We start from the raw sequence: 19,459 nt of genomic DNA on the forward strand, positions 1-19,459 counted from the left end.
TCACGATGTTAAAAAAAGATATTAAAAAAGTATTAGTATTAGGATCAGGAGCTTTAAAAATTGGTCAAGCTGGAGAGTTTGATTATTCTGGTTCGCAAGCGTTAAAAGCGTTAAAAGAAGAAGGAATTAAAACAGTTTTAATCAATCCAAATATTGCAACTGTTCAAACTTCAGAAGGTATTGCAGACGAAGTTTACTTCTTACCTGTAACACCTTACTTTGTAGAAAAAGTTATCGCAAAAGAAAAACCAGACGGTGTTTTGGTAGCTTTTGGTGGACAAACTGCCTTAAACTGTGCAGTTGAGTTAAACAAAAACAATATTTTCGAAAAATATGGCGTTGAGGTTTTAGGAACTCAAATTCCTGTAATCGAATCGACGGAAGACCGTGATATTTTTATCGAAAAATTAAACGAAATCAATGTTTTAACTGCTCGTTCTGAAGCAGCAGAAACTGTAGAAGATGCAATGGCAGCTGGTAAACGTATCGGTTTTCCATTAATTATTCGTGCAGCTTACGCTTTAGGAGGTTTAGGTTCTGGTTTCGCAAATAATGAAGAAGAATTATTAGAATTAGTTGAAAAAGCATTCAATTATTCGACACAAGTTTTAGTGGAAGAATCATTAAAAGGCTGGAAAGAAATTGAATACGAGGTAGTTCGTGATGCTTACGACAACTGTATTACGGTTTGTAATATGGAAAATTTTGACCCGATTGGAGTTCACACTGGAGAGTCAATTGTAATTGCGCCTTCTCAAACTTTATCTAATTCAGAATACCACAAATTACGTGAAGTTGCCATTCGTACAATTCGCCACCTTGGTGTAGTTGGAGAATGTAACATTCAGTACGCTTTCGATACAGTTTCTGAGGAATATCGTGTAATTGAGGTGAACGCTCGTTTATCTCGTTCATCAGCTTTAGCATCAAAAGCGACAGGTTATCCTTTAGCATTTGTTGCGGCAAAATTAGCTTTAGGATATTCTTTAGATGAGTTGAAAAATAGTGTAACGCAAACAACATCTGCGATGTTTGAGCCTGCGTTGGATTACTGTGTAGTGAAATTGCCTCGTTGGGATTTAAACAAATTCTATGGTGTTCGTCGTAATATTGGTTCAGCAATGAAATCTGTTGGTGAGGTTATGGCAATCGGACGTTCTTTCGAAGAAGCAATTCAGAAAGGAATTCGTATGTTAGACATTGGTCACAGAGGATTTGTGGCAAATCAATTTGCTATTCCAGAAGGAGAATCATTAGATACTTGGTTATCTGAGCCAAATGATGAGCGTTTATATGCAATCACAGAAGCTTTCAAAGCGGGATATTCTATCGAAAAAATTCATGATTTAACGAAGATTGATTTATGGTTTTTACAACGTTTAGAAAGAATTTTTAATGTATCAAAAGAATTTGAAGTATTAGAAAGATTTGAACAAGTTGAAGCTGATTTAGTAAAACGTGCAAAATTATTAGGATTCTCGGATCAACAAATTGGAGTTTTAGTAAAAGGAAATCAAAACGTACATAGAAACGAATTAACAGTTCGTGAATTGCGTAAAAACTTCGGAATAAAACCTGTTGTAAAACAAATTGATACGTTAGCAGCAGAGTTTCCTGCGCAAACAAATTATTTATACACAACATACCACGGTACAGAAAATGATTTGACACGAGAAACTGAAAAAGCAGTTTGTATTTTAGGGTCTGGAGTTTACCGTATTGGTTCGTCTGTAGAGTTCGACTGGTGTTCTGTAAATGCAGCGCATACAGCGTCTAAAAATGGTTACAAAACAATTATCATCAACTATAATCCAGAAACTGTTTCGACGGATTATGATGAATCTGACCGTTTATACTTCGAAGAATTATCTTTTGAACGTGTAATGGATATTTTAGAATTTGAACAACCTCACGGAACAATTATTTCGACTGGAGGTCAAATTCCAAACAATTTAGCAATGAAATTGTACGATCAAGCCATCAATATTTTAGGAACTTCTCCTTTAAGAATTGATGATGCAGAAAATCGTCACAAATTCTCTGAAATTTTAGATGAATTAGGAATCGATCAACCACGTTGGAAAGAGCTTTCTTCTTTAGAAGCGATTCACAAATTTGTGGAAGAAGTTAATTTCCCAGTTCTTATTCGTCCTTCTTATGTCTTATCTGGAGCTGCGATGAATGTAGTTTCTAATACACATGAGTTAGATGCTTTCTTGAAATTAGCAAAAGAAGTTTCACCAGATTATCCAGTTGTAGTTTCAGAATTTGTACAAGGTGCAAAAGAAATTGAGTTGGATGCGGTTTGTCAAAACGGAGAAATTGTAGATTATGCAGTTTCGGAACACGTAGAATTTGCAGGAGTTCACTCAGGAGATGCAACAATGTATTATCCACCACAAAAAGTGTACATCGAAACAATTCGTCAAATGCGTAAAGTTGCAGCGAAAATTGCAAAACGTTTTGAAATTTCTGGACCGATGAACATTCAGTTCTTGTCAAAAAATAATACAGTACGTGTTATCGAAACTAATATTCGTGCATCTCGTTCGTTCCCATTTGTATCGAAAGTTGCAGGAAATAATATGATCGAAAAAGCAACAAAAGTTTTATTAGGATTAGAAGTAGAAAAAGGAAATTCAGAAATCGTTTACGATTTGGATTATGTAGGTGTTAAAGCATCTCAATTCTCATTTACTCGTCTTGATGGTGCAGATCCAGTTTTATCGGTTGATATGTCGTCTACAGGAGAAGTTGGTTGTATTGGAGATACAGCGGAAGAGGCTTTATTAAAATCGATGTTATCTGTTGGATATGATATTCCAGCGCGAACAGTTTTAATTTCTGGTGGACCAATTGCTTCTAAAGTTGCTTTATTAGAGCCTGCGAAACAATTAATAGAAAAAGGTTACAAAATTTATGCAACAGAAGGTACGCACAAATTCTTTACAGAAAATGATGTGTATTCTACGCTTGTATATTGGCCTTCTGATAAAAAAGAGCCAAATGTAATGTCTTATTTACATGACAAGAAAATTGATATGGTAATTAATATTCCGAAAAACTTAACAAAAGCGGAATTAGATAATGACTATAAAATTCGTCGTACAGCAGTAGATTTCAATATTCCGTTGGTTACAAATGCACGTTTAGCTTCGGCTTTCATCAACGCATTTACAAAATTAACAATGGAAGATTTAAAAATCAAAACTTGGAACGAATACCGTAATAAGTAGAAATTAGAATCTAGATATTAGAAGTTAGAAAGCCTCGCATTTGCGAGGCTTTTTTTTGTATTTATTTTTCTATCATTCTGAAAGCTTGTCATTCTGAGGTATCTCGAATAAGATTCTTCACTTCGCTGTCGCTTTATTCTGAATGACAATGAGTATCTGTCATTCTGAGTTTATCGAAGAATCTAAACTTAATGCGAAGCTGATATGAATTCAGCTTTACAAAGCGTTAAATCATTCTGAACTCGTTTTAGGATCACATCATGCTTATTTTTATCAAACATGTAAATACGAATAGATAATAATTCCAAGAACGATTACGGAGAAAATAAATGTATTGATTCCCAATAATAAAATTCCTTTGATTGATGTTTTAATTAAACCTTGATTGTAAAGTTTTTTTAATGCAATAAAAAAATAAGCAACAATATATAAAATAATGAATAAATTAATAAAATAGATTATTGTCGAAATAGCCTCAGAATTTACTAAATCTGAGAGATGATTCAATAGAAATATCGTGAGAATAGAGATTAGAATTACGGTAAAATAATGAAGTGTAAAAATCCCGTGATCAAAATACCACCATTTCTTTTTGTTGTAAAAAATCCATAATAAAAATGCAAAAAATGGCATGTAAACAAACAAAACTTTCGGAATAAGATGTAATGACTTCTCAGTAATAGCATCATTTAATTGTTCATTGGAAATTTTATTTTGCTTTATTTCTTTGTATTTACTTATAAGAGGATGAAGGAGTGGAGCTTCTTTTTTAACACCATTTTCAATATCCGAAATAGTTTCTGCATTCAAATCGTCCAAAGAATTGATTTCTTTATTTTTTTTAAATTCTGTTTTTATTTTTGCGCCTTGTTCAGCAGTCGTAAATCCTTTATTTTGTAAAGTATCAGTTATTGCATTTACTGCTTTTTCTATTTTTTCAGTAGAAACCGTCGTTTTTGGAGATTCAACATTTTCTTTAATTATATGACTTTTTGATGGAAAAATTGAGATAACAAAAAATGTTATAAAACTGACAAAAATATACATTTTAACAGGATTAACAGAGCTGTTTCTTTTCCCACTCAAATATTCTTTGGTTAATTCGCCAGGTTTCAAGAAAAGTTTTTTAATCGTTTGTCCAAAACTTCCATCATAATGAACCAAATCCTCTAAGAAATGAGTAAATAAAAAATGAAAAGGTTGTCTGGTTTCAGTATTTTCTTGTCCGCAATGTGTACAATAATTTTCTTCTACGTGATGATTACAATTTTGGCAAGTGTGATCTTCTCTAATTTTTCCGTGACTCATGTGTTAATTCTTAGTGAATTATAAATCTATAAAAAGATTATTTATTTTGAAATAAATACGAAAAAATATTTGATTAAATGTGATTAAGAAAATTTGTATTCTGTCATTCTGAGCTCGTCGAAGAATCTAAACTTATTTTCTTTTTCTGAAATTGAAGAATAAACTAATAATGAGTAAAATACCTAAAACACTTAAACTAATTAAATAATATTTTTCTTTTTTTTCGGATGTAAGCTTATATAATTCAAATTCTTTTGATAAAATTTCTTTATCATCATTTTCATATAATTGTAATGGAATATCTAATGAATTTTTATTTTTTTCTTTAAATTTTTTTAGCTTATTAATCTCATCTTTAGAAACGTTACTTAACACGTCTGTTCTTGTACATATATTAGTAGAAACTCCTACTGAAGTTTTATAACCATAGACTAAATATGTTTCATTTAATCTAAATGTACTTCCACAACCTCCAAATAAATTACCTAAAGGTGTATATATTGTTGTATAATATTTCTTAGAATTTTCTTTAGGTAATTCACGTTTAAAATCCTCTACGAACTCAAAAGTATATGCATAAACTGGATTTGATGAATAATCATATTTTGTAGAATCTATAGAAATAACTTTTCCTATAAATATAGCATTAGAAGTTTTATAATTATCTTCAATTGTAGATTGAACACAACTACAACCAAACGTAAAAGTTGAAATTAATAAGATTAAAGTATATAAGTATTTCATTCAATTTGTGTTTTAACCCGTTGTTCATTTTGAATTAAAATTCGTCAGTTCGAGTGATTTTCTAGAAATGACACTTCGATAAACTCAGTACAAGAATGAATTAAAATTCTATCGAGAATAGAATTTCATTCGAACTGACAGTTTAATTGCTAAAATTATTAAAATGCACAGCAGGTATTTTAACTAATTTACAATATTTTTGAAAACAAAAAAATCTGTTATTCCGTGTTGATGATAAAAAATAAAATTTACGTTTAAGTATTATATTTTTTATGTAACTTTATGTAATTCAAAAAATTAATATATGGAAAAAATTGTACTCATTTTATTTTGTTCTCCCATTTTATTTGCTCAAGATTATTTACCAATGGCAAAAGAAAATAATTCGTGGAAATTGAGAATGGATTTTGGTTTAGCTATAGGACAAGGTTGTGGGGACCAATTATCACAAAAAGTAGTTAATTATACGATTGATTTGGGCGAATCCAAAACAATAGATAATGTTATATATAAAGAAGTGTTCAGAAAGCATGAATTTAATTCGTTAGCAAGTTTTCAAAATGCAAAAAAATGTGACACTAATGCAGAAAGTAGTAGATATTTAGGTTATTTGAACGAATCTAATTACAATCAGAAAGTTTTGGTTGGTTATTTGCGTGATGATGTGCAAGCTAAAAAAGTATATTTAAGAGATTTACAAAATGTAGAAGAAGAGATTTATGATTTCTCGAAACAAGTTTATATTAATCCTAATTATTATGTAACGAGTTTATATGAAATTAACAATGCACAATATTTTAATGTTCAAACAAAAGAGTTTGTATATAAAACGCCTGCGTTAAGTTCTGTTCAAAATATATATGAAGGAATAGGAGATATTAAAAGTGATTTTGTTTACCAAACTTCAAATAATATTGATGGTGTTTTTTGTAATTTATTAGGTTTTTCAACTGATAAGGGTTCAAGTTTTTATCAAAAAGATAATGGTTTATTAAAAGTAAATGATTTAAAACCTTCAAAAAAATATCAATTAAAACAAAACCCAGTTTCTAAATCGATAGAAATTAATACTGTAAAAGATATAAAACAAATTAAACTGATTGATGTAAATGGGAAAATTATTTTGCAGCAAGAAACTAATTTTCAACAGATAAATGTTGCTGATTTACCAGTAGGTAAATATTATTTAGTTATTATATCTAACTCAAAACAGGAAGTAATAGGTTTCCTTAAAAAATAATAATAACAAATAATGCCTTGAATTTTCGAGGCATTATTTGTTAAAATAAGTAATAAATATTGATTTTGTTATTCTGAGCTTGTCGAAGAATCACTAAAAGATTCATCACTTCATTTTTGCTTCGTTCTGAATGATAATTGAATGTCTGTCATTCCGAAGAAAGGAGGAATCTAAATTTAATGAGAAGCTGAAATGAATTTAGCTTGACAAAACGTTAAATCATCTTGAACTTGTTTCAGGATCACATTAGTTAAAGCTTTTGTTTTGATTATACAGAATATTGTATTTTAGTAAAAATCTATAGGGAAATTTTATGTTTAAATCTTTACAGCTTAAAACGGAAGTTGCAAAACAATATACTACTGGTGAGGAAGATAATAATTTGAATAATCTTTCTAGGATCAACATTTTTATTGGACCTAATAATTCTGGTAAAAGTCGTTTTATGAGAGATTTGTTTTCAAATAAAGAAATCAGAAATAATTTAAGTCAATTAAAATTGATTGAGCTGAATGAAATTTATAATCAAGTATCAATTAATATAACAAATATAAAAACAAAATATCAATATACAATTACTAGTAAACTTAATCTAGATAATTGTTATATTAAAGATGACTATGATAAAAATGAATTAGAGATTTTATTTGATGCATATAATAAGATTGATTTGAATGAGCAATATTCAAATTATCGTGCAATTAATAAAGATATATTTAATAATTTGAAATTCTTAAAAGATAGTTTTAATCAAGTTGATTTTGAAAATCTTTTAGAAAATTACGATTTTTCTAACAAAGCTATCTACATTCCAATTCTTCGTGGTTTAAGAAGTATTAATTATCAGAATGAAGAATTTACAAGAGAAGATTTTTATTTAGAAAGAACGAAGCTTGATTATTTCAATAAAGAAGAGTTCGGATCTAATCTGAATATTTATGATAAATCTATTTTTACTGGTTTATCTCTATATGACGATGTTCAAGATTTGCTACTTGGCAATCATGAGCAAAGAAAATTAGTTAAAGATTTCGAGGAATTTTTAAGTAGAACATTCTTTCAGAATAAGAAAATTACTATTATTCCAAGACTAAAAGAGAAAGATGTTTATATCAATATAGAAGGAGAAAAAGAAGATCGTCCAATTTATAATTTAGGAGAAGGAGTACAGGCAATTATTATTCTAACTTATCCATTATTTTTTAATAAAGGAAAAAATCTTAAAATTTATATTGAAGAACCTGATGTTTATTTACATCCAGGTTTTCAACGTATTTTAATTGAAACTTTATTAAAGACGAAAGGTTTTGAAGAATTTCAATATTTCTTTACAACTCATTCTAATCACTTTTTAGATATGACATTAGATTATAAAGAAATCTCTGTATATAAATTTACAAAAGAAGAACAGCAATTTCATATACATAATATTGATAATCCTGACATTACATTATTAGAACATTTGGGTGTTAAAAATTCCTCTGTTTTTCTAACGAATTGTACAATTTGGGTAGAAGGTATTACGGATAGAATTTACATCAGAAAATATTTAGAACTTTATCAAGAGAGTTTATTAGATACAGAAAAAAAATATTTTGAAGATGTTCATTATTCTTTTGTTGAGTATGGAGGAAATAATATTACACATTGGAGTTTTTTAGATAAAGAAGATCATCCAATTAATGTAGAGAAATTATGTGGTAAACTTTTTTTAATAACTGATGATGATGGGGTTGAAGATACAACGAAAAAAGGGATACGCCTTCAGGACCTAAAAAAAGCACTTGGAAATCGTTATTATAGATTAAAGGCGAGAGAAATAGAAAATTTATTAACGGATAAAATTATATTAGAAACAGTTAAGAATTTAGAAATTGAAAAAAATAGAGATAATATAAAATATAAATCTAATTATTCATATAGTGATGAATTAAAAATTGGAGATTTTATATTAAATAATATATTAGGAATTAAACAAAAATCAAATTATAAGAAAAATGGGACAATAAATATAAAAGTTCCATTTGCCCAAAGCGCTGTAGAACAATTAAAATTATTCCACCAATTAGGTAAAGAAGGACAAGATCTTACAAAGAAAATTTATAATTTTATCAAAGAAAATAATTAAAACAAAAAAAATCCACTTTGAGAAAAGTGGATTTACTATTTTATTAGAAAAAAATCTTAGAATTCTGCGAAAAAAGCCTCAACTTTTTCTACGCCATTTGCGTCAAGTGCCTCAAGTAATTCTTTCTTGATTTCTGTTAACTCTTTCTTTTTTGCTTTTTTAAGAATTGATTTCGAAATGTCTAAAAACGCGTCAATTTGTTCTAAACCGCGAGAGCTTAAGAATTTTTCGTCTGTTTTTTTCAATTTAGCATAAACCTGAACCAACATTCTTAATTGTTCCAAAGCCAACGTATATTCTTTTACCGTTTCCAAGGTAATCATATAATGCAACATCAATTGCACAGAAGGCATATTGCGTTGATGACCATGTTGCGTATATTTTTCTAATGCAATTCCGAAAGCTTCTTTACTGCGTTCAATATTTTTGTTTAATGTAGCAGAAATCACAACATTAAACCAATCATCCGAGTTATTAGAGTTTTCCGCTAATGCATAAAAAGATTTATCTGCATTTTCAAAATCCTGTAAACTATAATAAGCTAATGCAATTAATTTTTTTGCATCATATAATTGTTTTGGATCTTTTGCATCCAACAAACCTTCACAAATTTTAATACACATATCAAAACTCTCTTGACCAAATAATTCTCTTGCAGTATTTAACAACGAGTTAGTCGCATTTTGTTCTAAAGCTTGCTCGTACATAAATTGGCGAGATCTCAAAACATCTTCGTACGTGATATAATCGTAATTGATTTTCATTTTTCTAAATGTGCGTTAATTTTCAACTAAATTAATTAAAACTTTAAGAAAGCGCTTAATTATTTTCTTTTTTTAATAAATAATGAATAACCGTTTCTGCTGCATAAAGTCCAAAAAGAGCGGGCATCCAAGAATTTGTTCCGTAAAAAGATTTCTTATAATTTTTTCCATCCGTCAATTTTACAGCAGTTTCATCTGTTTCTTCTGTCGAAAAAACAGCTTTGAAACCTTTGGATATTTTTTCTTTTTTCAAACGTTTTCTGATATTTTTGGCCAGCGGACAAACCGATGTTTTCGAAATATCACGAACCAAAACTTTAGAAACTTGCATTTTTCCACCAGCTCCCATGCTGCTCACAACTTTTACTTTTTTGCGTTTTGCAGCGATAATCAAATTGAGTTTTGGTGTTAATGAATCGATACAATCCATCACATAATCAAATTCTTTTGTCACGATTTCTGTTGTACGTTCTGGACTTAGAAATTCATTGATGCGTGTTAATTGTAACTCAGGATTAATGTCCATCAAACGATCTCCCACAACATCTACTTTGTGTTGACCAACGGTAGAATGTAAAGCAGGTAATTGACGATTAACATTTGTTATATCTACAGTGTCACCATCTACAATAGTCATTTTTCCTACTCCCGCACGTGCAATAAATTCTGCTGCAAAAGAGCCAACACCACCTAAACCAACCACTAAAATGTGTGCATTTTTAAGTTTTTCTAAACCTTCTTCCTTGAAAATTAATTCAGCTCTTTCTTGCCAAACTGCCATTTTTTTATTTTTTTATTTGTGAACTTCATATCCAAAAATTGTTTTCCAATTTCGGGCTTGTTGAAGTTGTAATTCTTCTATTGTTATATTTCTTATTTCGGCTGCAAATTGATAAATTTCTTTTATCGGAATTTCGCTTGCGTCATTTTCCAGAAAAAACTGATTTGCCGAAAGTTTTGCAAATATAATTTGTAAGTTTTTGTTATAAAGAAGATTTTTACCAAAAGATGCAAAACAATTTTGCGCAATAATTTGATTAAGTATTTGTTCATTTTTATTAAATCCATGAAAAATAAACGGAATCGTAAGATTTAATTTTTTTCGAATATGTAATATTTCTTGATAAGCTCGCACAGAATGTATAATTACAGGTATTTTATTTTCTTCTGCAATCTTTATTTGTTTCTCAAAAACATCAATTTGTAAATTAAAATCTGTTTCACATAATTTATCTAATCCGATTTCACCAATTGCTAAGCAACTTTTATTATGAATATTTTGATTGATAATTTCTATTTCTTCTTCTATTGATAAGATATTGATGTAAGCTGGATGAATACCAATAGAAAATAGTTTTGCATCAAAATTCATCTCTTTCGGAAATTGATTATATAAATCCAAAATATCTGATTGATGAGCTAAATGATGCGTATGTGTGTTGAGAAACATACATCAAATTTAATCTATTTTCTTGAACTTAGGAAGTTGTAAAAGGGAATGAATTTTGCGTTGAATTAAATCATTAAAAAAATCAAAATGTCAGAAAGAATCAATATTAAAAAACTAGAACCAAAAGCGTATGAAGCGATGTTTGGTTTAGAAAAATATTTATCAACTTCAAAATTAAGCAAAACAATATTAGAGTTAATTAAAATTAGAGCTTCACAAATCAATGGTTGTGCGTATTGTATTGATATGCATACACAAGAAGCAATAAAACATGGTGAAAATCCACGTCGAATTTTTGCAGTTAGTGCTTGGTGGGAATCTCCTTTGTTTGACGAAAAAGAGCAAGTTGTACTAAAAATGACTGAAGAAGTCACATTAGTTGCTGATAAAGGATTGACAACTAAAACTTATGATTTGGCAAAAACAATTTTTGATGACAACGAAATTGCACAAATTATTATGCAAATTGCAATAATTAATACTTGGAATAGAATAGCTGTTTCTACTCGTATGATTCACGAAATATAAGATGAATTCTACAAATAATATAGATGAAAGAATGCTAAAATATTTGCCATGGCTAGGTGCTATGGCAATTTTTATGCAAGCTTTAGATGGTACAATTTTAAACACATCTTTACCCACAATAGCATTAGAATTGGGTAAATCTCCATTAGAAATGCAATCTATAATTGTAGCTTATACTTTGACGGTTGCTTTACTTATTCCGCTTAGTGGTTGGCTTTCGGATAAATATGGTACGAAAAAAGTGTTTCAATCTGCGATATTAATTTTTACATTAGGCTCAGTATTTTGTGCATTTGCAACAACTTTACCAGCTTTGGTAATTTCTAGAATTGTACAAGCTGTTGGAGGATCTATGATGGTGCCAGTGGTTCGTTTAGCAATTTTATATGCATATCCCAAAAAAGAACTTTTAAAAGTAATTAACTTTATCACCATTCCAGGATTAATAGGACCTTTACTTGGACCAAGTTTAGGTGGTGTTTTAGTAGAAACGCTATCTTGGCATTGGATTTTTTTGGTAAATATACCGTTTGGAATAATTGCTCTTTGGATGACAACTTTTGCGATACCAGATTATAAACATCCTGTTTTTAAATTTGACATCAAAGGATTGATTCTTTTTAGTGGAGGAATTACCGTATTAACTTTGGTGATGGAGTTAACTTCCTCTCGTGTTATAAATTCTACAACAATTCTTTTATTATTAATTGTTTCTGTCTTTTTGATATTCCTTTATATCTATCATGCAAAACGAAAAAGTCATCCTTTAATAGATTTAAATTTATTTAAAATCAGAACGCTTAAAATTGGAATAATTGGTAACCTAATTACACGTTTAGGAATTGGAGGAATGCCTTTTCTTATTCCACTTTTATTGCAAGTTGGTTACGGATATTCGGCTACAATAGCAGGATTAATAATGATTCCGTCAGCAGCTAGTAATATTTTTGCAAAATCATTTGCAGTTCCTATTGTGAATAAATTTGGTTATCGAGATACATTAATTGGTAACACACTTATTTTAGGAATATTAATATGTCTATTTTATTTTCTAAAATCAGAAGCACCAATTTATTACATTCTACCTTTATTGGTTGTACATGGATTTTTTAGTTCGATACAATTTACTGCGATGAATACGCTTTCGTTGGCAGATTTGGATGAAAAAACGTCAAGTGAAGGAAATAGCTTGTTATCAGTAACGCAACAATTATCGTTAACATTTGGAATTTCTATGGCAGCTCTTATTTTAGGAATTTTTAGAGAAGCAACAGTTTTAACAAATGGAGTAGAAGTACAAGCATTTCGTTATTCGTTTTTAGCTTTAGGATTTCTAACAATTTTATCAACCTATATCTTTTTCCAATTGAAAGATACCGATGGACAAGCAATGGCAGGTAGGAAATAGAGAATAAAAAAAAACTCTACATTTAGAGATTTTTTCGTTTGAAATTTATTAAAGACTGAAATATTTATTATTATATATTTTTTTCCATTCATCTTTATTTTGATTTCTTACAGATGGATGAATTAATACTTCATATTCATTATATTCTTTGTAATATTTTTTGAATAATTTATGAGTTTTTGTTTTTCCAAGAAGTATAATTTTATTCGATTTATTTAAGAAAAATTCGTTGTATTTCTTATATTCCCTAAGAGTAGTATCTAAATTATCTTTGGGAATGTTATTTAGAAGTTCATATGATATATTAAGAAAACAGATTCCATTTTGTAAAAGTTCTATAAAAAAATCTTCAGTTTTTTTCTTTTCTTCTATCAATTTATAAATAAAATTACTATCGTAACCTAAAGCATTTAAAACATACTTTCCAGAACAATTATATTGTAAAAGTTGAGTGAAATCATTTTTACAAAAGGCTATTCCACTTGCATTTTCTGGATAAATATCTTGACCAATAATACAAAATTTAAGATTTGAAACTTTGTCTAGTTCATTTAAGTATTTTTCTTGTTGTTTGTTAGGGAAATTCATTTTTAATTATAAATAGGACATTTTTTATTATCGAAATTTACACAATTCAATTCTTTGTCAATATAGAAAAAGTTTTCATCATCTAATAACAGTTTAGCGTATTCATCATTATTGTACATAAATTGAGTAATTTCTTTAAATATTGGTTGAAAGATTACATCTCCTTTATAATTAATTATACCCCATGTTCTATTATAATTTGATATTTTTTCAATTTTTATGTAGTTGTCATGAAATTGAATACTATATAAATCGTCAAAAAATGCTTTAGTTTTACCAATACTATCTATAAAAATATATCTTGTTTTATTATTACCTATATATTTTTCTGCAATAGCATATTCAGATTGATTACGGAAGTAAATAGTTTCATTATTTTCTCCTTTGTATAATAATTTTCCTTTTGTATTAAATAAAATAGGATAACTTCCCATTGTACCAATATTTTGTCTTTTTATAACATTGTTATTTAAATCTTTTGTAACAAGATCGTATCCAAAAGAGTTCCAGTTTTTTGAATGTACAACTATAAAATCTTTTATAGCCATATCTCCTTTTTCAAATTTAGGTTCTAATACTAATTTTCCATTAATACTTAAGTATCCTATTTTGCCATCTTTTAAAATTTGAATAATATCTGAATTGTATGAAAGTACGTTATCGAATTTTATATTTCCAATTTTGACTCCATTTCTATTTGTGAGATAGAAACTAGTATCCGAAACTAAAAAACGATCATTTTCTAAATAAAGAATTTTTTTATATTTAAAAGGTATTTTTACGTTGTTTAACGTATCAATTAATCCATATAAATTTTCTTTTTTTGAAATAAAAAATCCATCTCGATATTCTTTAATATCATTGTAGATAGCAGGGATGTTTTCATTATTTGTAACAAGGTTTTTAATCCCATATTTAATTCCATTTTGAGTGAAAATGGAATATTTTTCATATTTATTTTCTTGTGAATAAGATTTAATAATTATAAAGAATGATAAGAACAATAATTTTATTTTCATTGGATAAATATTTATATGCACAAAGTAATTATAAGAAAATTAAGAAAAATACGGTTTTCCATAATTAGTTTATAAATCATAAAAAAATCTCTACATGTAGAGATTTTTTCGTTTTATGAATATTTTATTTAATTAGTATAAAAATGATGACGAAGTTCGCCTTTCAGATTTGATTCATATTGTAGACGGAAATCTTCTTTCGATAAATTTTGTCCCAACAAATAAATTGCTTTTGTAATAGCACCTTCCATAGTCAAATCAAAGCTAGAAATAGCCCCCATTTTAAGTAAAGCATCACTTGTTGCGTAACGTCCAATTTCTACCATTCCACCTGCACACTGTGTATTAATAATTAAATGAATACCATTATTTACTTTTTCTTCTAACAAATCAATAAACCATTGGTCTGTAAAAATATTTCCTGTACCAAATGCTTCAATAATAATAGCTTTCATGTTTGGTGCATTCAAAACACTTTCAATCACAACACGATTCATGCCTGGGAAAATTTTAAGTAAACCAATATCAGTATTAAAATTTTTGTTGATTGTAAGTTTTCCGTTAATTTCTTTTTTCCATAACAAATCTTCTTTCACTTCGAGATGAACACCAGAAACTGCCATTACTGGATAGTTTGGCGACTCAAAAGCATCAAAGTTTTCGGCATTTATTTTTGTAGCACGATTGGCACGAAATAATTTATATTCAAAATAGATACAAACTTCTTGTATTATTGGTTTGTCATCTTTACGAAGCGAAGCTAACTGAATAGAAGTAATCAAATTTTCTTTTGCATCAGTTCGTAAATCTCCAATAGGTAGTTGCGAACCCGTAAAAATTACAGGTTTCTCCAAATTATCTAGCATAAAACTTAGTGCAGATGCAGTATAAGCCATTGTATCTGTTCCGTGTAAAACCACAAAACCATCATAGTTTTCATAATTTACTTCTATTGTTTCGGCGATATTTACCCAATATTCAGGTTTCATATCAGAAGAATCAATTGGTGTTTCAAAACTATGATAATCAAACAAACAATCTAATAAAGCTAATTCTGGTATTTGTTTTAAGAGATTGTCAAAATTGAAAGGTTTTAGAGATTGATCACCATAATCTTTGGCCATACCAATTGTTCCTCCTGTATAAATCAATAAAATTTTTGTTTGCATACGTCTTGATTAAATTATTGCTAAAATTAGAAATTAAAAAAAAGCTACACAACTACTTTTTAAATCTAGTATTTTTGCTAAATTGATAAGAGAATAGAAAGCTATAATTTTAAAATAAAAATGCAATGAAAAATATATTTTTAGTCCTAACACTTTTAACTGCCGGTTTTGTAAATGCACAAAATGATGATGGATTATTTGAGGTAGAATATGAAATGAATGGTCAACAATTAAAATCATTTGCTTTTACAACTGCTAATTGTTCGTCGACTATTATTTATAAATCATGGGAAAATTGGGTGTCAAACAAAGAAGGTTCGTCTGGATTTTTAAAGAAACATGAAGCCAATAATGTGAAGTTTAAAAACTCGGACGATGTTTACAAATCTATCATAAGTTTGGTTGAAGAAGAAGGCGGAAAAACGACAATTATTAATAGTTTAACCGATCAAAATGGAATGCAGTTTACAAGTTCTTCAGCAGAGTTTAATGAAATATATAATCGTTTGCAAGATTTTGGTTATCAAACAAAACAAGCTTGTGTAAGAAATGATTTGAAGTTAGCAAACGAAAATATGATTAAGCTAACGAAAGAAAATGCAGATGCTCAATTAAAAAAGGGAACATCAATCAAATCATATTTAAAAAATAATAATGCATTGCTTAAACTAGAAAATAAAAAACAATTGTTGGGTGATAAATTAGATTTGGTCGTAAATCAGCTCGAAAGAGCATCGGATGATAAAGCGATTGATGGTTTGATGAAGAAGAAAATGAAAACAGAAAATTCGTTGCGATCTATCGAAGATCAGGTTGTTTCGTTAAATACAAAAATACAAACAGCAGAAGATAACGATAAAGGTTTGGATGCAAAAATTAATCAATTAACAGCTCAAATTCAGCAACAAAGATTGATTTCAGAAAATTTAAAAAATAAATATTCATCAATTGCACGATAATTGATTCATTAATATTATATTTACTTATATAACAACTTAAAAAATTATTAAATCAACTCACTATGGGATTATTTTCATTTATTAAAAATGCCGGAGAAAAATTATTCGGTGGAGCAGACACTCCAGAAGAAAAAGCAGCAAAAGTAAAAGATCATGTTGCTAAACAAGGATTCGATTTATCTGGTGTAACTTTTTCTGCAGACGGAGAAAAAATTGTAGTTGCTGGTCAAGCATTAAATATTGACGAAAAACAAAAAATCTTAGCTACGGCAGGTAACGTAGAAGGAGTAGAGTCTGTAGAGGATCAATTAACTTTGAAAACTCCATTAACTATTGAAATTCCAGACATTTCTAAAACAATGTATACTGTAAAAAGTGGGGATTCTTTATCTAAAATTGCGAAAGAAGTTTATGGAGATCCAATGCAATACCCAAAAATTTTCGAGGCAAATAAGCCAATGTTGAAACACGAAGATAAAATTTATCCGGGACAAGTATTATATATCCCTCAGGGTTAATACAATATAAGAAATTTAAATACGTTAAAACTCCTACTTAGTTATCTAATTAGGAGTTTTTTATTTTTAAGCATGGTTTTTGAGGATAAATGAGTTCAATAAAAAAATAATAACATATATTCGTATAACTGAAATACAAAATAATTATGAAATTTACAATTTTGCCGGTAGCGGTTATCGCTGCTTCAACTTTATTTAGTTGTGTGAGTCAGAAGAAGTATGATGAATTACAAAATAAATTCAATTCAGCTTATTCAGAAAATCAAGGATGTCAAACAGAATTGGCTGTTGCAAAAGCTAAATTAGCTAATTTCGAAAGCAACCAAGGTCAATATGAAAACACAGTTCAGAGCGAAAGAAATCAAATTAAGCAATTACAAGAGCAATTAAAGAATTGTATTAATGGTGGTACTAAAAATGTTTCTGAATTAGTTAAAGAAATCAACGAATCAAACAAATACATCAAACATTTAGTAAATGCAAAAAGCAAATCTGATAGTTTGAATATGGTTTTAACAAACAACTTAACGCGTTCTTTATCAAGCGAAGAAACAAAAGATGTTGATGTTAAAGTCTTAAAAGGTGTAGTTTATATCTCTTTAGCAGACAATATGTTATACAAATCTGGTAGCTACGAAATTTCTCCTGCTGCTGGAGAAACATTAAGTAAAATTGCTAAAATTATTAACGATTATAGAGATTACGATGTTTTAATTGAAGGTAACACAGATAATGTGCCAATTTCTAAACCAAATATCCGTAATAACTGGGATTTATCGGCTTTAAGAGCATCTTCTGTTGTACAAGCATTACAAAACCAATATGGTGTAGATCCTAAGCGTATGACTGCTGGAGGACGTGGAGAATTCAACCCATTAACTACAAATGCTACGCCTGATGGAAAATCTAAAAACAGACGTACACAAATTATTATCTTACCTAAATTAGATCAATTTATGGATTTAATTGGGCAAGCTCCAAAAAATTAATTTGATAAAAAAATAAAATTAGAGTATAAAGAGCCACTGAAAAGTGGCTCTTTTTTTGTATCTTTTTCAAAATTTTTAATCTATACCAATGGAACTTTATTATTCTTTTTCAGTTCTAATTGTTCTCGCAGCGCTATTTTCTTACGCAAATATCCGTTTTCTAAAATTGCCAGGAACAATTGGAATTATGCTTATCGCCATGTTAGTCTCCGTTGCAATCCGTTTGTTAGGTGACAGTTATTTTCCGGATGCAACCAAAGAGTTTTTTCAACTTTTCAATAGTCTTGATTTTAATGAAATCTTGATGGGAGCAATGCTTAATTTTCTGCTTTTTGCGGGAGCAATGCACGTTAATTTTTCGGATTTGAAAAATCTACGCTGGACAATCGCAACTTATGCAACCATATCTGTTGTAATTTCAGCTTTCATTATTTCGGGAATTTTATATTATTTAGCACCGTATTTCGGTATTCAAATTCCATATATTTATTGTTTACTTTTCGGAACTTTAATTTCACCAACAGATCCTATTGTTGTATTAGGAATTTTAAAACAAGCAAAAGTTCCTAAAATTATCGAAACTAAGATTACAGGAGAATCACTATTTAACGATGGTGTAGCCGTTGTTATGTTTGCTGTGGTTTTACAAATTGCAACCAATGTAAATTTTGACGCAACTTTCGAAAACGTTTCATTATTATTTTTAGAAGAAGCAGGTGGAGGAATTATATTAGGGCTATTATTAGGATTTACAGCATCGTCTGCTATGAAAAAAATTGACGATTATAAAGTTTCTGCTCTTATCACACTTTCTATTGTAATGGGTGGATTTTTAGTCGCCAAAGAACTACATGTTTCTAGTCCATTAGCCATGGTAATTGCAGGTTTAATAATTGGTAATTACGGCAAAAAAGTAGCAATGAGTAGTTCTACACAAGATTACCTTACAAAATTTTGGGAATTAATAGATGAGGTAATGAATGCTATTTTGTTCTTATTTATTGGTTTCGAATTATTATTAATAGAGGATTTAATCGATCAAATATTATTAGGCGTTGTCACAATATTTATTGTTCTATTGTCTCGTGCATTGTCAATTGTGATACCAGCACGTACGCTTCTTCGTAAAAATACATTCTCAAAAGGATCGTTAATCGTCTTAGTTTGGGGAGGAATTAGAGGAGGTGTTTCTATTGCATTGGTGCTTTCTATGCCAAATTCTGAATGGAAAGAATTATTATTAGAGATAACTTATATTGTCGTTTTATTTTCGATTGTTGTACAAGGTTTAACAGTTGGTAGCGTTGCAAAACGTGTATTGAAAGACGAAGTAGAAGAAGCAAAAGAGGAGGAGGAAGTAGATTATATCAACTCGAGTAAACTATAAAATAATAAAATTATAATTTTTTAA

At 28.9% G+C, this 19,459-nt stretch carries 17 protein-coding genes; 9 read left to right on the forward strand and 8 right to left on the reverse strand.

What is annotated here, in order from left to right:
- Window positions 1–5: 5 nt before the first annotated feature.
- Window positions 6–3,236, forward strand: a complete 3,231-nt coding sequence (gene carB, locus RSC72_RS09025; RefSeq protein WP_332543826.1) for a carbamoyl-phosphate synthase (glutamine-hydrolyzing) large subunit — start codon at window positions 6–8, stop codon at window positions 3,234–3,236.
- Window positions 3,237–3,509: 273 nt separating this feature from the next.
- Here the strand turns inward: carB and RSC72_RS09030 are convergent, their stop codons facing one another.
- Together RSC72_RS09030 and RSC72_RS09035 are read right to left on the reverse strand one after the other, a co-directional pair.
- Window positions 3,510–4,544 (reverse strand): DUF3667 domain-containing protein, encoded by a 1,035-nt coding sequence (locus RSC72_RS09030; RefSeq protein WP_332543827.1) that lies wholly within the window; start codon window positions 4,542–4,544, stop codon window positions 3,510–3,512.
- A gap of 132 nt (window positions 4,545–4,676) precedes the next feature.
- Window positions 4,677–5,288 (reverse strand): hypothetical protein, encoded by a 612-nt coding sequence (locus RSC72_RS09035; RefSeq protein WP_332543828.1) that lies wholly within the window; start codon window positions 5,286–5,288, stop codon window positions 4,677–4,679.
- A 304-nt stretch (window positions 5,289–5,592) separates the two neighbouring features.
- Between RSC72_RS09035 and RSC72_RS09040 the strand changes: the two genes are divergently transcribed.
- Window positions 5,593–6,528: a T9SS type A sorting domain-containing protein gene (locus RSC72_RS09040; RefSeq protein WP_332543829.1), complete on the forward strand. Its 936-nt coding sequence runs from the start codon at window positions 5,593–5,595 to the stop codon at window positions 6,526–6,528.
- Window positions 6,529–6,841: 313 nt separating this feature from the next.
- Window positions 6,842–8,656 (forward strand): ATP-dependent nuclease, encoded by a 1,815-nt coding sequence (locus RSC72_RS09045; RefSeq protein WP_332565928.1) that lies wholly within the window; start codon window positions 6,842–6,844, stop codon window positions 8,654–8,656.
- Window positions 8,657–8,712: 56 nt separating this feature from the next.
- Here the strand turns inward: RSC72_RS09045 and RSC72_RS09050 are convergent, their stop codons facing one another.
- From RSC72_RS09050 to RSC72_RS09060, 3 genes are read right to left on the reverse strand one after another with little or no spacing between them, the layout of a single operon-like run.
- The gene (locus RSC72_RS09050) at window positions 8,713–9,420 is read right to left on the reverse strand and encodes a hypothetical protein (RefSeq protein WP_332543832.1); all 708 of its coding nucleotides are present in this window, start codon (window positions 9,418–9,420) and stop codon (window positions 8,713–8,715) included.
- 55 nt (window positions 9,421–9,475) lie between these two features.
- Window positions 9,476–10,201 (reverse strand): tRNA threonylcarbamoyladenosine dehydratase, encoded by a 726-nt coding sequence (locus tag RSC72_RS09055; RefSeq protein ID WP_332543833.1) that lies wholly within the window; start codon window positions 10,199–10,201, stop codon window positions 9,476–9,478.
- 12 nt (window positions 10,202–10,213) lie between these two features.
- On the reverse strand, window positions 10,214–10,870 hold the full coding sequence (locus tag RSC72_RS09060; protein ID WP_332543834.1) for a TatD family hydrolase: 657 nt from the start codon (window positions 10,868–10,870) through the stop codon (window positions 10,214–10,216).
- Window positions 10,871–10,957: 87 nt separating this feature from the next.
- Here RSC72_RS09060 and RSC72_RS09065 point away from each other — a divergent pair, with 87 nt between their 5' ends.
- Both RSC72_RS09065 and mdtD read left to right on the forward strand, forming a co-directional pair.
- The gene (locus RSC72_RS09065; RefSeq protein WP_332543835.1) at window positions 10,958–11,398 is read left to right on the forward strand and encodes a carboxymuconolactone decarboxylase family protein; all 441 of its coding nucleotides are present in this window, start codon (window positions 10,958–10,960) and stop codon (window positions 11,396–11,398) included.
- A gap of 1 nt (window position 11,399) precedes the next feature.
- The gene (gene mdtD, locus RSC72_RS09070) at window positions 11,400–12,806 is read left to right on the forward strand and encodes a multidrug transporter subunit MdtD (RefSeq protein ID WP_332543836.1); all 1,407 of its coding nucleotides are present in this window, start codon (window positions 11,400–11,402) and stop codon (window positions 12,804–12,806) included.
- Between the two features lie 48 nt (window positions 12,807–12,854).
- On the opposite strand, the gene RSC72_RS09075 is transcribed toward mdtD, so the two are convergent.
- The 3 genes from RSC72_RS09075 to RSC72_RS09085 all read right to left on the reverse strand — a co-directional run bounded on the left by RSC72_RS09075 (window position 12,855) and on the right by RSC72_RS09085 (window position 15,582).
- A complete protein-coding gene (locus RSC72_RS09075; protein WP_332543837.1) occupies window positions 12,855–13,394 on the reverse strand; it encodes a hypothetical protein in 540 nt (179 codons plus the stop codon).
- Between the two features lie 2 nt (window positions 13,395–13,396).
- Window positions 13,397–14,413 (reverse strand): WG repeat-containing protein, encoded by a 1,017-nt coding sequence (locus RSC72_RS09080; RefSeq protein ID WP_332543838.1) that lies wholly within the window; start codon window positions 14,411–14,413, stop codon window positions 13,397–13,399.
- Window positions 14,414–14,541: 128 nt separating this feature from the next.
- Window positions 14,542–15,582 carry an asparaginase gene (locus tag RSC72_RS09085; RefSeq protein WP_332543839.1) on the reverse strand — a complete coding sequence of 347 codons (1,041 nt, stop codon included), beginning with the start codon at window positions 15,580–15,582 and terminating at the stop codon, window positions 14,542–14,544.
- A gap of 125 nt (window positions 15,583–15,707) precedes the next feature.
- Between RSC72_RS09085 and RSC72_RS09090 the strand changes: the two genes are divergently transcribed.
- The 4 genes from RSC72_RS09090 (at window position 15,708) to RSC72_RS09105 (ending at window position 19,435) form a co-directional block, all read left to right on the forward strand.
- The gene (locus tag RSC72_RS09090) at window positions 15,708–16,541 is read left to right on the forward strand and encodes a hypothetical protein (protein WP_332543840.1); all 834 of its coding nucleotides are present in this window, start codon (window positions 15,708–15,710) and stop codon (window positions 16,539–16,541) included.
- Window positions 16,542–16,603: 62 nt separating this feature from the next.
- Complete coding sequence (gene lysM / locus RSC72_RS09095; RefSeq protein WP_332543841.1) at window positions 16,604–17,059, forward strand: peptidoglycan-binding protein LysM; 456 nt, start codon at window positions 16,604–16,606, stop codon at window positions 17,057–17,059.
- Between the two features lie 146 nt (window positions 17,060–17,205).
- Window positions 17,206–18,048 carry an OmpA/MotB family protein gene (locus tag RSC72_RS09100; RefSeq protein ID WP_332543842.1) on the forward strand — a complete coding sequence of 281 codons (843 nt, stop codon included), beginning with the start codon at window positions 17,206–17,208 and terminating at the stop codon, window positions 18,046–18,048.
- Between the two features lie 88 nt (window positions 18,049–18,136).
- Window positions 18,137–19,435 carry a cation:proton antiporter gene (locus RSC72_RS09105; protein ID WP_332543843.1) on the forward strand — a complete coding sequence of 433 codons (1,299 nt, stop codon included), beginning with the start codon at window positions 18,137–18,139 and terminating at the stop codon, window positions 19,433–19,435.
- The last annotated feature ends 24 nt before the right edge of the window (window positions 19,436–19,459 follow it).

The sequence above is a fragment of the Algoriella sp. genome, from assembly GCF_036647415.1.
Taxonomy (GTDB): Bacteria; Bacteroidota; Bacteroidia; order Flavobacteriales; family Weeksellaceae; genus Empedobacter.

Coding starts and splice junctions, on each gene's coding strand:
- carB (WP_332543826.1), top strand. CDS start 6: ATGTTAAAAAAAGATATTAAAAAAGTATTAGTATTAGGATCAGGAGCT.
- RSC72_RS09030 (WP_332543827.1), bottom strand. CDS start 4,544: ATGAGTCACGGAAAAATTAGAGAAGATCACACTTGCCAAAATTGTAAT.
- RSC72_RS09035 (WP_332543828.1), bottom strand. CDS start 5,288: ATGAAATACTTATATACTTTAATCTTATTAATTTCAACTTTTACGTTT.
- RSC72_RS09040 (WP_332543829.1), top strand. CDS start 5,593: ATGGAAAAAATTGTACTCATTTTATTTTGTTCTCCCATTTTATTTGCT.
- RSC72_RS09045 (WP_332565928.1), top strand. CDS start 6,842: ATGTTTAAATCTTTACAGCTTAAAACGGAAGTTGCAAAACAATATACT.
- RSC72_RS09050 (WP_332543832.1), bottom strand. CDS start 9,420: ATGAAAATCAATTACGATTATATCACGTACGAAGATGTTTTGAGATCT.
- RSC72_RS09055 (WP_332543833.1), bottom strand. CDS start 10,201: ATGGCAGTTTGGCAAGAAAGAGCTGAATTAATTTTCAAGGAAGAAGGT.
- RSC72_RS09060 (WP_332543834.1), bottom strand. CDS start 10,870: ATGTTTCTCAACACACATACGCATCATTTAGCTCATCAATCAGATATT.
- RSC72_RS09065 (WP_332543835.1), top strand. CDS start 10,958: ATGTCAGAAAGAATCAATATTAAAAAACTAGAACCAAAAGCGTATGAA.
- mdtD (WP_332543836.1), top strand. CDS start 11,400: ATGAATTCTACAAATAATATAGATGAAAGAATGCTAAAATATTTGCCA.
- RSC72_RS09075 (WP_332543837.1), bottom strand. CDS start 13,394: ATGAATTTCCCTAACAAACAACAAGAAAAATACTTAAATGAACTAGAC.
- RSC72_RS09080 (WP_332543838.1), bottom strand. CDS start 14,413: ATGAAAATAAAATTATTGTTCTTATCATTCTTTATAATTATTAAATCT.
- RSC72_RS09085 (WP_332543839.1), bottom strand. CDS start 15,582: ATGCAAACAAAAATTTTATTGATTTATACAGGAGGAACAATTGGTATG.
- RSC72_RS09090 (WP_332543840.1), top strand. CDS start 15,708: ATGAAAAATATATTTTTAGTCCTAACACTTTTAACTGCCGGTTTTGTA.
- lysM (WP_332543841.1), top strand. CDS start 16,604: ATGGGATTATTTTCATTTATTAAAAATGCCGGAGAAAAATTATTCGGT.
- RSC72_RS09100 (WP_332543842.1), top strand. CDS start 17,206: ATGAAATTTACAATTTTGCCGGTAGCGGTTATCGCTGCTTCAACTTTA.
- RSC72_RS09105 (WP_332543843.1), top strand. CDS start 18,137: ATGGAACTTTATTATTCTTTTTCAGTTCTAATTGTTCTCGCAGCGCTA.